Origin of the sequence: Syntrophomonas wolfei subsp. wolfei str. Goettingen G311, from assembly GCF_000014725.1 — a bacterium.
GTDB classification, from domain to species: Bacteria; Bacillota; Syntrophomonadia; order Syntrophomonadales; family Syntrophomonadaceae; genus Syntrophomonas; species Syntrophomonas wolfei.
The window spans coordinates 1,909,203-1,921,040 of the sequence record NC_008346.1 but is presented as its reverse complement, the minus strand read 5'-3'; the positions used below and the strand labels follow the sequence as shown (position 1 = coordinate 1,921,040).

The 11,838-nt window shown below is 45.9% G+C and carries 11 protein-coding genes; all 11 read left to right on the top strand.

Annotated features, from left to right (window positions below):
• The first annotated feature begins 53 nt into the window (after positions 1-53).
• The 11 genes from SWOL_RS08740 (at position 54) to SWOL_RS08690 (ending at position 11,776) form a co-directional block, all read left to right on the top strand.
• Positions 54-1,115, top strand: coding sequence for an ABC transporter substrate-binding protein (locus tag SWOL_RS08740; protein WP_011641087.1), 1,062 nt, complete (start codon positions 54-56; stop codon positions 1,113-1,115).
• 170 nt (positions 1,116-1,285) lie between these two features.
• Positions 1,286-2,386 carry an ABC transporter substrate-binding protein gene (locus SWOL_RS08735; RefSeq protein WP_011641086.1) on the top strand — a complete coding sequence of 367 codons (1,101 nt, stop codon included), beginning with the start codon at positions 1,286-1,288 and terminating at the stop codon, positions 2,384-2,386.
• A 130-nt stretch (positions 2,387-2,516) separates the two neighbouring features.
• Positions 2,517-4,286, top strand: coding sequence for a radical SAM protein (locus SWOL_RS08730; RefSeq protein ID WP_242649398.1), 1,770 nt, complete (start codon positions 2,517-2,519; stop codon positions 4,284-4,286).
• Positions 4,287-4,368: 82 nt separating this feature from the next.
• Positions 4,369-4,989 (top strand): class I SAM-dependent methyltransferase, encoded by a 621-nt coding sequence (locus SWOL_RS08725; RefSeq protein WP_011641084.1) that lies wholly within the window; start codon positions 4,369-4,371, stop codon positions 4,987-4,989.
• Between the two features lie 393 nt (positions 4,990-5,382).
• Complete coding sequence (locus SWOL_RS08720) at positions 5,383-6,471, top strand: ABC transporter substrate-binding protein (protein WP_041427493.1); 1,089 nt, start codon at positions 5,383-5,385, stop codon at positions 6,469-6,471.
• Between the two features lie 75 nt (positions 6,472-6,546).
• On the top strand, positions 6,547-7,164 hold the full coding sequence (locus SWOL_RS08715; RefSeq protein WP_011641082.1) for a class I SAM-dependent methyltransferase: 618 nt from the start codon (positions 6,547-6,549) through the stop codon (positions 7,162-7,164).
• Positions 7,165-7,217: 53 nt separating this feature from the next.
• Positions 7,218-8,093, top strand: a complete 876-nt coding sequence (locus SWOL_RS08710; RefSeq protein WP_011641081.1) for an ABC transporter substrate-binding protein — start codon at positions 7,218-7,220, stop codon at positions 8,091-8,093.
• 18 nt (positions 8,094-8,111) lie between these two features.
• Positions 8,112-8,804, top strand: a complete 693-nt coding sequence (locus SWOL_RS08705; protein WP_011641080.1) for a GTP-binding protein — start codon at positions 8,112-8,114, stop codon at positions 8,802-8,804.
• Positions 8,805-9,138: 334 nt separating this feature from the next.
• Positions 9,139-9,915: an ATP-binding cassette domain-containing protein gene (locus SWOL_RS08700; protein ID WP_011641079.1), complete on the top strand. Its 777-nt coding sequence runs from the start codon at positions 9,139-9,141 to the stop codon at positions 9,913-9,915.
• Between the two features lie 312 nt (positions 9,916-10,227).
• Positions 10,228-10,767: a hypothetical protein gene (locus SWOL_RS08695; protein ID WP_011641078.1), complete on the top strand. Its 540-nt coding sequence runs from the start codon at positions 10,228-10,230 to the stop codon at positions 10,765-10,767.
• A 325-nt stretch (positions 10,768-11,092) separates the two neighbouring features.
• Positions 11,093-11,776 carry a response regulator transcription factor gene (locus tag SWOL_RS08690; protein WP_011641077.1) on the top strand — a complete coding sequence of 228 codons (684 nt, stop codon included), beginning with the start codon at positions 11,093-11,095 and terminating at the stop codon, positions 11,774-11,776.
• The last annotated feature ends 62 nt before the right edge of the window (positions 11,777-11,838 follow it).

The window sequence follows — 11,838 nt, the reverse complement described above, 5'->3', positions numbered from 1 at the left end:
TTGCATTTGACTATTCTGTTTTTCAAATATTTTGATGAAAGGGAGGAGAAAACATGAAAAAGAAATATATCGGTTTTACTTTGGCAATAGTTACCCTGTTACTCATCGGTTGCATGATTATAGCAGGCTGCGGCAAGGAAAAAGCGGCGGATACAACCCCGACTACCCGGTTGATTGTTGATATGGCAGACCGAGAGGTGACTCTTCCGGTAGAAATTAACCGTATAGCGGCGGTTGGACCGGTACCAGTAATCAACACCTTTATTTTTACTATGGGAGAGGGAGATAAAATAGTCAACGGATTACCTGGATTTGCTAAGAGCGAACGTTGGAAATACCAGACAGTGTTTGCGCCCCATTTAGCCAATATGCCTACTATTCAGGAATCGCGAACAGAACCTAATATAGAGGAATTGGTAAAATTGGAACCGGATGTTGTGTTTACTATGGATGAACAGATGGCTGCATCCATTGATAATGCCAATATGAATGCTGTGTTTTTATCCTGGACTGAACCCGAGGATGTAAAGCAGACCATTGCTTTGGTAGGGAAAGTACTCAACAAAGAAACTCTGGCCAGTGAATATATAAAATACTTTGATGAAACGGTAGCAGGGATAGGTAAAGCAGTATCGGCTATACCCCAAGAAAAAAGACCTCGGGTTTTGTATGCCAATATGCAGAGTATGACCGCACCCCATGAAATATCCGATTGGTGGATTGAAACAGCGGGAGGGCAAAGCGTGGCCAAAGCTGACCGGGGTGGGCAGCAATTAGCCTTTTCTATGGAGCATTTGTTGAAATGGGATCCGGAAGTAATTGTTGTTAGCACTCCGGAGGATTTGAAATTAATCAATGAAGATCCTCGCTTCCAAAAAATTAGCGCAGTAGCCAACAAACGAGTTTATCCCACTCCGATGGGAGCTCATGTTTGGGCTCACCGTACTGCGGAACAACCTTTGGCGATTATGTGGGCAGCCAAAACCTTCTACCCAGAAACCTTTAAAGATCTGAATTTAGAGCAAGAGATTATAGATTATTATAAGAAGTTTTACAGTAAAACCTTGAACGAGGAACAGGTCAAAGAAATCCTTAGCGGAGAACCGAAGATTTAATTTTCTGGGAGTGGAGGTGAAACAAAAAATTAGGGATATTTTCAAATGCTGGAGCGGGAGTTAATCACATTACCAGGGGAACAGAGATTTACTATACTTCGGCATGAAATCAGTTGTTGCCAACAATTTGTTTTCTAAATGCAAGAAAAGAGTGAAGAGGAGGAATAAAGTTGAAAAGAACAAGAAATATTGTGGTATTGCTGACCATATTGGCACTGGTACTTAGCTGTTGCCTGGCCGGTTGCAGCAAAGAGAAGGCACCGGAAACAGTCACACCAACCGAACCTACTGTACGTACTATTGTTGATGATGCCCAACGGGAGCATACCATACCTACTGAGATAAAGAAGGTTTTCTCTACCAGCCCGGTAGGAACCATTCTGCTGTATACCCTGGATCCCGAATTGTTAATTGGCTGGAACTATGAATTGCGCGAAGGTGAAAAAGAATATATATTGCCTGAATTGCACAGCTTGCCTAATTTAGGGGGATGGTATGCCAAGGCTACCTGCAATACCGAAGAGCTGTTAAAAATCAATCCCGATATTATTATATCCGTAGGTGTAATAGACGAAATGGCGGTTTCCCAGGCCGACGAGATACAGGAACAGATTGGTATTCCAGTTATCATTATTAATGGTGAACTGGCGCAATTTGATAAGACCTATGAATTTGCCGGTAAACTGTTAAACAGGGAGAAAAAAGCCCAGGAATTGGCGGCTTACTGCCAGAAAGCAATAAGCGATGCTCAAAACAAATCAAAAACCATAGCCGCGGAAAAACGCTTGAAAGTGTACTATGCTGAAGGTGCCGCCGGGCTGGAAACTGACCCCAGGATGTCACGGCACACGGAAGTTTTAGAAATGGTAGGGGGAGTAAATGTGGCTGAGGTGTCCATGAAAGGCGGCATGGGCATGACCCCGGTTTCATTGGAACAGGTTCTTTCCTGGAATCCTGATGTGATTATAAGCTGGAACAGGACTCAAGGTGGTTATTTTGACAAAATAATGACTGATCCCAAATGGAAAGGCATTGCTGCGGTTCAGAACAAAAATGTCTATGCGGTACCTAGTGGTCCCTTTAACTGGTTTGATCGTCCTCCTTCGGCCAATCGCATACTGGGTATTAAATGGCTGGGCAATCTGCTTTACCCCGATATATATAAATATGATATGGCCAAAGAAACAAAAGAATTTTATAAAAAATTCTACCATTATGACCTGACGGATGAAGAGTTGACTTCCCTGCTTAAGGATGCAGGAGGCAAGTAAGTACTACGCTATTACATCCGGAGAGTTTTACAATTAAGCTTTGAACAAGGAGATATATATTGTATCCGAAATTCTACAGCATAAAGTTGATTGGTGGATTATCATGAGGAGGCCTGTTTAAGTGAAGTGTATGATTTGCGAGAGGTTTTGTAAGATTCCTGAGGGTAGAAGCGGAGCTTGCGGGATTTATCTCAATCAGGGAAATGAAATAGTAGAACGTTACCCCAACCGCTACCTGATAACCACCCCGATTTCGATTGAAACTATGCCTATGCTGCATTATTACCCGGGCAGCAAGTTTCTGCAGGTCAGTACCGCCGGCTGTAATTTCAGCTGTTCCGGGTGTATCTCCACAGTTATAGTAAAAGAGTTGGAAGCAGGTAGCCAGGCTTTGCGCTACCTGCAACCGGATGAAGTGGTTGCAATGGCCCGAAAACAGGAATGCCTGGGGATTGCATTTCTGATTAATGATCCCCTGGCTTCCTTTTTTACCTTTAGCCGCCTGGCTCAGGCGGCTAAAGAGGCCGGCCTGCTGGTCGGCTGCTCCTCCAACACTTATTTTAGTGAACAGTCTTTAGCCAGTATCATACCTTATCTGGATTTTATTAATATTGGCAGTAAAGGTCTCTGCGATGAGAGTTACCGGCGTTGTGGCGGAAGCAGTGCCGCACCAGTTTTGCGTAACCTGAAAACCCTTCATGATAACGGGGTTCATGTGGAAGTGTCCTGTATACTGGAGCGCGACAATCAGGAGGAACTGTTGCAGTTGGCCCAAATAATTGCCGGCATTTCAACAGATATTCCCCTGCAGTTGATGCGCTTTATCCCCTTCGAAGATGCCGACCCCGAGCGGGAGATTTCCATTCAGGAAGCGGAGGAATTTTTGCCGGAAGTAAAGCAGCAGCTGCCCCATGTTTACCTCTTTAATTCACCTGGCACTCGTTACCTGGATACTCCTTGTCCCCAGTGTAATACCATTTTATACCACCGCGATTTTTATGGACCTATGGGAGCTAAGCTGAAGAATCTTAAGGAAATTCACGAAGCTGCTGGAGTATGCCCTCATTGTGGACAGCTTTCGCCTATAAGTAACGGTGCTCCTGCTGACCCCTACCAGGAAGGAGGTTTTCAGGGAGGCTACCCTTTCACCCGCGCCCTGGAGATGATTCAAGCTATTCTCATTGCCCTGGGGGTTGAGGATAAACATGAGGTAGTAAAGGTCTGGGAAGAGGTACTCAAGGAACAGCACCTGCCGGAACTACATCACCAGATGCAAAATCCACAATCCTATCTGGCACTGCTGCGTCGTTATGGGCAGATGGTTGGACGCAGCCTGCAGGCAGAAACCCTGGCTGGCTATATGGAAGAAAAAATAGCCCTTATCAAAGCGGGGTATCCCCATATAAAACGCTTACCGCGCGTTTATTACTGCATGGGCAAGCCATTATTTTGTATCAAAGGAGAACGTTTTGAAAACCAGATGGTGGAATTGGCCGGAGGGTATAGCGTTAATAAGGAAATAGATATCGATGGACGCCCTGGGGAGACTCTTACTCCGGCTGAGCTTATGGCGCTTAATCCCGAGGTAGTTTTTATTTCCGCTTTTATATCTGCACCGGTGAGGAGTTTTTTCCAGTCCTGTGCAGAAAATGCTATCGATATACCTGCGGTTCGGGATAGCAGAGTTTTCTTGCATCCTTCTCCCAGCTGGGATTTTGGTAATCCCCGTTGGATATTGGGACTTATGAATATGGCCAATCTCCTGCACCCGGAGATTTACCATTTCGATATAGAGGAGGAAAGCCGGCGCTTCTACCAAGAATTTTACCGGAGCGACTATAATCCTGCCGTCATTAATCGTTCTTTTAGCAAACCAACAATGCACTGGAGCTGGAAATAACTATACGGGGTTATTGGCTAGCGGTGGGTTTATAGCCTGGAAAGAGCCGGGGCAGGTAATTAATTACTAAGGGGAGATAAACGTGGAAATTAACGCTGTTGAATTTGACCAGGTGGCCAGGGAGATTTTCGCACCGGTTTATCCCGTTCTGGCCGAACAGATTATAGAGCGGAGTGGAATAAGCAAAGGCTGTTGTTTGGATCTTGGTTGTGGGGGTGGGTACCTGGGACTGGCTCTGGCTAGTATTTCGGAATTGGAAACAATACTGTTTGATGAATCCCAGGATATGTTGAAGCTGGCCCAGGAGTACATTGACCAAAGCGGCCTGGAAAGCAGGGTTAAAACATTGCTGGGGGATGTGCATGAGATCCCCCTGGCGGACGAAAGCATCAATCTGGCAGTAAGCCGGGGTTCCATGTTTTTTTGGGAGAACCGGGTCCAGGCTTTCCGGGAGATTTACCGGGTACTGGCTGCAGGTGGAATGGCTATGATTGGCGGTGGCTTTGGCAATGTGGAGTTATTGCGGGAAATAGAGAAGAAAATGCTGGAGAAGGATCCGGAATGGAAGGAAAAGAGGCGGCAGCGTATCGGTAAAGGAAAGGTTGAGACCTACCGGGAGGAATTGGAACAGGCCGGTATTTCCTCTTTTGAAATAATACAGGATGAGGCCGGCCTGTGGATTGTAATAAGGAAGACTGCATAAGCGCCTACTAACTCACTTTTCATCGGTGCTTGTAGCCCTTACCCTGCGGGTACTCCTGGTGTTCCACCCTGCGGATGTTACTATTAAGGTTGTGGCCATGGGTGGTTAGTTAAGAAATAGGGTTTAGACGCAGAAGGACGAAGTTGCCAATAACCCCGTCCCCGTGTCACAATGGAACTCCCAGGTTAGGGGTAGTGCTTGCGGGCTCCGGGTCAACAGAAACGGAGTCGTTAAACGCTACCCCTTCGGCTATATTAGGTCTGGTCCTGTCAGGCGCATTATCGCAGAATGGGCCTGGTATGGTCTATGCGTGATTTATGATAGAGCGGAGGGACCCGGTGAGTCATGGCGAGTCAGAGAATCGTCACTGACTTATGGAGAGGAGGAATAAAGTTGAAAAGAAAGCGAAGCTATATAATCTTTCTGAGCATACTGGCTTTGCTGCTGTCTTCTGGTTTGGCTGGCTGCAACAAAGAAAAGACGCAGGAAACAGTGGTGCCAGCAGAGCCCGGTATGCGTACAGTTGTGGATATGGCGGGACGGGAAGTTAGTGTACCCAAACAAATCAAAAAGGTGTTTTCCACCAACCCGCCGGGGACTATCTTGCTTTATACCATGGATCCCGAGTTGTTAATTGCCTGGAACTACTACCTGGGAGAGGCGGAGAGAAAGTTTATCCTTCCCCAGTACCATGAATTGCCCAACCTGGGTGGTTGGATGGCTAAAACTACCTGCAATACCGAGGAATTATTAAAAATAGGGCCGGATTTGATTCTCTATATGGGTGATATTAATGATATGAGCAAATCTCAAGCCGACGATATTCAAAAACAGGTCAACATCCCAGTTGTTATGGTAAATGGCGATCTTACTAAAATGGATGAAACTTATGATTTTACCGGCAAGCTTCTAAATATGGAAAAACAAGCTGAATTACTGGGCAGCTATTGCCGGGAAACGGTAAAACAGGTGCAAGCCAAAAGCAAAAATATTGCTGAGGATAAGCGAGTGCGGGTGTATTATGCCGAGGGTGCCAGCGGCTTGGAGACTGATCCTTGTGGCTCCCGCCATACCGAGGTTTTGGATATGGTGGGTGGAGTTAATGTGGCTGATGTAATTGCCAAAGGGGAGCGCGGCATGACCCAGGTTTCCCATGAACAAGTACTGTTATGGAACCCCGACCTGATTATTTGCTGGGGACAGTGTTTTAAAGAAATATTTAGTGATAGCAAGTGGCAGAACATAAAGGCCGTACAGGACCAAAAAGTCTATATGGTGCCCAGTGGTCCCTTTAATTGGTTTGATCGTCCGCCTTCGGTAAATCGTATACTGGGTCTGAAATGGCTGGGGAACTTGCTTTATCCCGAGGTATATGCTTACGATATAGCTAAAGAAACCCGGGAGTTTTACCAAAAGTTTTATCATTATGATCTTACGGATGAGGATATAACTTTTCTGTTAAAGGACTCCGGTGGCAAGTAGCAATTCATTGCAGCACTGTGTTGAAACTGCTCCGCAGTTTCTTCCGATTATGAAATTATTGAGGGAGGTAAAAAAATGCTGAAAACCTCGGAGGGTAAGTCTTCCTACAACGCTTTGCTGCCCATTTATCCCCTGCTGGCCCAGCAATGTGTGGACGATTATGCTTTGGACAGCGGTATTTGCCTGGATATTGGAACTGGTAATGGTTATGTGGGTAGCGAAATCGCCAAGATTACTCGTATGGACATTTATTATATTGATATCGAGGCAGAGGCCCTGGATTTTGCCCGGCGTAGCGTGGCCGAGGCTGATATCGATAATGAGGTGTTTTTCGTAGAAGCTGATATTTGCCAGGGGCTTCCCCTGGCGGATAACTTTGCTGATTTTATCATCAGCCGGGGCTCACTCTGGTTCTGGAAGGATAAAGCCAAAGGATTGGCGGAAGTCTACCGGGTGTTGAAAGTAGGCGGAACTGCTCTGGTTGGTGGGGGACTGGGCCGTTATGTCCCCTGGACGATGAGGAAACGTTTAACCGGGGAACGCAAGAACACACTGGAGAGAAAAGGGGGGAAAAGACTCTCCCTGGAGGAAATGGAGGCCCTGGCCATAGAGGTAGGAATCCCCAGTTTTAGAGTTATGTCAGATGCTCCTGGAGATAAGGGAAGTTGGCTTGAAATACATAAACATCTATAACGAGGCGGAATAGGGGGCCATGTGGACCAGAACAGGTAAAGGAGAGGTGTGCATTGGAGAAGCTTATATTACATTGTCCCATGAATATTAGCCGGGCGTTTTCCGGGTTGATAAGTGAATTCATCCAGAGAGAATATCCCGGCAGCGAATTTGAAGTCTATGATGAACCGCACCGCCTGGGCAGCGAGGATAGCTTATTGTCCAGTGTCAGGGAAGACCGGCCACCGGCTTTATATATTGGGCATGCCACCGATTTTGGCCGTTTATCCGCGCCAGAGATCACTGCCGCTTTTGACACAATTCCCGGTTTACCTCTGGCTGAAAGCCTGCAAAAGTTGGGGTTCAAACACGAACAGGCCTATTTTCATCCATTTACTATTATTCCTTTTGGGGTTATTTATAACAAAGAACTGGCGGGAGAAAAGCGCCCGGTAAGCTGGCAGGATTTTCAGGATCCGGTCTATTCCGGTAAGATTAGAATACCTGATCGCCAGAGAACTATTTCCCGGGTGCTTGTGGGAACAATGAAGACACTTTATCCTGATAGCTACGAGAAATTTGTGACTAATTGTGTTTTTCAGGGTAGCCCGATTGAGGTAGTTAATGCCGTTGATCAGGGCGAATACCACTATGGAATGGTTAATATCGCCTTTTCTAGGTTCTCACGTTTAAACAATACCGCTATTATGTGGATTAAGGAAGGTTCCTTCTGCATGCCGCTGGTTATTGCTGTTGGTAAAGGCAAAGGTGAGCTGGTAGGGAAAATAGTGGATTATATTTTATCTCCGACAGTACAGGAGTTTTTTACTCTGCAGGGATTTATTCCGGCAGTATCCGGTGAAATACCGGATGTGCTGCAAAAAGATGACCTCCATTTAATATGGAAAGGTTGGGATGAATTTTTAAAAGCGACCGCTTTAGAGCAGTAATGAAAGCAGGTATATTTATTGCGTTTTATTATTGTTTCCGGCCCCCCCTCAGCGGGGAAAACGGCCGTAATGATTCATGCTATCAGGCATTTGCTTAAGGACGGGATTAAAGTAGCGGCTTGCAAAATCGACTGTCTTAAGACTTCTGATGATAAGAATTATCGGGCTCTGGGTATCCCGGTGGCAGTCGGTTTAAGCGAATATTTATGTCCGGATCACTTTTTTGTGGCCAACCTGGAGGAGATTTACGCCTGGGGTAGTTATTATGGAACTGAGGTCTTAATCCTGGAGACAGCTGGCCTTTGTCATCGCTGTGCCCCTGCTATACAGGGCTGTCTATCAATTTGCGTAATCGATAATCTGAGTGGAATTGACACCCCGCAAAAGGTAGGACCGATGTTAAGCACGGCTGACGTTGTGCTTATAAGCAAAGGGGATGTTGTATCCCAGGCAGAACGAGAGGTATTCCGGCAGCGAGTGGAAATGGTAAACCCGGATGCTGCTGTGCTATCAGTCAACGGGCTTAACGGGCAGGGTAGCCTGAAACTAAAGAAAATCATAATGGAAAGCGCCTCCGTAAAGCGGATTGAAGGTCAGGAATTGCGCTGTTCCATGCCTGCGGCCATTTGCTCCTATTGTACGGGAGAAACCATGATTGGCAGCAGCTATCAGATGGGGAATGTGAAGAAGCTTGATTTTGGAAAGTTTTAATATTGACTCCACTGCAAAAAGTTATTAATATTCATTGGCTTGTATAAATATATCGCTCAACTCCCTTAAAAGCGACCGAAGGGTATGTAGGGAACGATCCCCGTGTCGTTCCGAATCAGGCTCAACAACCATAATAGCGACTGCAAAGCATTGTAAGGGCGGTCTTCGACGCCCGCTTTCACCTTCGCCAGCGTTTTATATATTTATTCATCCCTTATACAACAAAAAGGGGCTTTTGCAGTGGAGTCAAATAAGGTTTAGACGCGGTGGTACGCTAATCCGGTACTTAGCACAACAACAATGATTGAAAATAGACTTGAGGAATGCATTAAAAATGATTGATTCTATTAGCGTAGTGGGAGGAAAAGATAAAAACGGCGCAGCAGAGGTCATCCCGCTTCTTAATATAAGGGCGGGAGAGATTCTCGCGGTGGTGGGGACAACTGGTTCGGGCAAGAGCATGCTTATTGCTGATATTGAACAATGGGCTGATGGTGAGACTCCGTCACAGCGCCGTATCCTCATTAACCAGATGCCGGCCGGCGAGTTTGCGGAGGATAGGGTGCTGCGGGGAATGGCGGCAGAAGTCTCCCAGAACATGAATTTTGTTATGGATATGAGCGTCAAGGATTTTCTCCATTTGCATGCCTGCAGCCGTCATCTGGAACAAGCAGAGATGCTGGTGGAACAAGTATTAAGTTACGCTAACCGACTGAGCGGTGAACCTATAAGCAGCCAGGTCAAGCTTACCGTACTAAGCGGCGGTCAATCACGCGCTTTGATGGTAGCTGATGTAGCGCTAATCAGTGATGCGCCGGTGGTTTTGCTCGATGAGCTTGAAAATGCCGGCATCGACCGTTTAGCGGCCCTAAAAGGATTGGCTTTGCAGAATAAAATAGTGGTACTGGTTACCCATGATCCGATGTTGGCCTTGCTGGCTGATAGACGGGTAGTTATGAAAAACGGGGGTATGTTTAGACTTCATAGCACTACCTCCGAGGAAAAGCTCCTTTTAAAAAGACTGGAACAAAACAACCGGCAGATTTCCTTCTGGCGTGAGCAGCTTCGCCTGGGGTTTACTATAAATGAGGAAATTCTTGAACAATATTAAAACAATGAAACCATCTCAACTCCTCTTCCGGCTCCATTACCGTTTCTCCAACAGACCTTTATTTTATAACGAGGTGAAATATGTCCCCCGCTAAGCGGTCGCCTATTAACAAAACAGGCGCCGGGTTCTAATCCCCCGCCTAGTTGCAGCGCTGTGTTGAAACAGCTCCGCAGTTTCTTCCGATGCTTAAAGAAAGATATCGTCCAGGCTTAATCTTAACAATTTCTCCATACTTTATTGAAATTATCATAATAATTGCCCGGTATTATATAGCCAGAGTTCAAAATAATTTATTTGATTGGAGGAAGGATTATGAAAAAGAGGTTGTCTAAAGTTTCAATTCTAGCTTTATCCCTACTATTGTTGGTAGGGATGGTTGCCAGTGTATCGGCAGCCAATGGTACTAATGGGCAGGCAGGTTTGCGTCAGGGAAATGCGGCGGGTCAGCAAAAGGCCCAGACAGCTCTCCAGGTAGTTTCTGACTTAACCGGATTGAGTGTTGCCGATATCCGCAGTCAACGGGTAGAAGGGAAGTCTTTAGCGGCTATTGCCGAATCCAAGGGAGTAAGTGAACAGGCAGTAATTGATAAAGTTATAGCTGAGCGCACAGCAGTCCTGGATGAATTGAAAGCTGATAATAAGATTAGTGGAGAGCAATATCAAGCCTGTTTGAATAACATGGCTGATAAAATTAAAGCAAATGTGGAAAGAACGGCGGTTGGCCCAAGGAATGGCAATCAGCGGGGCCAGGGCAGGGGGCATATGCAGGGATTTGGTCAGGGACAAGGCCGGGGAGCAGGTTGTGGACAAAATCAAGCCAACTGTCCCTATGCTGCACCCGCTAATAAATAAGCAACAACATATATTGCCTATAGGGTACCCTGGATGGGGTACCCTTACTTATATAATCTTGTCTCCACTGCAAAAACCCCTTGAGCCGCGAGATAAGCTGCTGGTGTTACCCATACATAGCGCCCTGTCGTGCCTGATGCTCCGCTCGCTATTAAGGACGCACCCTGCAGGCACTCCTGATGCTCCCTTCGGTCGCTTTTAAGGTTGCTGAGCGGTATATACAAGCAAAATAATATTTATGACTTTTTGCAATAGAATCAATCTTAAATTCAAGATGTTATACTATATCAGTAGATAGTAAGCTGGTTAAAGGGGAATAGATCAGATGGATTCACTTATTCTGCTGGTAGAGGATGAAAAAAAGATCCGCGATATGCTGTCCAAGCATCTTCGTCAGGAGGGTTTTAGGGTAGCCCTGGCGGCTGACGGTCTTGAAGCTCTGCAGATTTGGCAGGATATAAAACCGGATTTAATTGTCCTGGATCTTATGTTGCCTGGTTTGTCAGGCTGGGAAGTAATGAAAAAGATCCGGCAGAAAAATAATACCCCGATCATAGTTTTAACTGCCCGGGTGGATGAAGTTGACAAATTATTGGGCCTGGAGCTGGGAGCCGATGATTATATTACCAAACCATTCTCACCCCGGGAACTTGCTCTTCGGATTAAAGCTGTGCTGCGGCGCAGTCGTCCCCATGAGCAGGTTACTAATGTAAGCATTTCCAATCTATCTATTAATCCAGAGAGGTTGGAGGCTTTAATAGGAGATACTCTTTTAGCTTTAACCCCAACAGAATTTAAAATCCTTTTGCTGTTGGCGGAGAATCCAGGGCAGGTTTTTTCCCGCCTGCATATTTTAGAACGCGTATTTGGTGATATCTACGAGGGTTATGAAAGAACTATCGATACTCATATCAGTAATTTGCGCCATAAAATCGAAGCGACCGGGAAAAGCGAAATCAGCATAAAAACAGTTTATGGCATTGGCTATAAATTAGTTGCAGAGGAATAATAACGTGAAAAATATTTTCATTACTGTTGTATTGCCAGCGATAGCGGCGAGATGGGGGTTAA

What these genes read in the sequence shown, in the direction of transcription:
- SWOL_RS08740 (WP_011641087.1), top strand. Translation starts at nt 54, where the DNA reads ATGAAAAAGAAATATATCGGTTTTACTTTGGCAATAGTTACCCTGTTA.
- SWOL_RS08695 (WP_011641078.1), top strand. Translation starts at nt 10,228, where the DNA reads ATGAAAAAGAGGTTGTCTAAAGTTTCAATTCTAGCTTTATCCCTACTA.
- SWOL_RS08715 (WP_011641082.1), top strand. Translation starts at nt 6,547, where the DNA reads ATGCTGAAAACCTCGGAGGGTAAGTCTTCCTACAACGCTTTGCTGCCC.
- SWOL_RS08700 (WP_011641079.1), top strand. Translation starts at nt 9,139, where the DNA reads ATGATTGATTCTATTAGCGTAGTGGGAGGAAAAGATAAAAACGGCGCA.
- SWOL_RS08690 (WP_011641077.1), top strand. Translation starts at nt 11,093, where the DNA reads ATGGATTCACTTATTCTGCTGGTAGAGGATGAAAAAAAGATCCGCGAT.
- SWOL_RS08730 (WP_242649398.1), top strand. Translation starts at nt 2,517, where the DNA reads ATGATTTGCGAGAGGTTTTGTAAGATTCCTGAGGGTAGAAGCGGAGCT.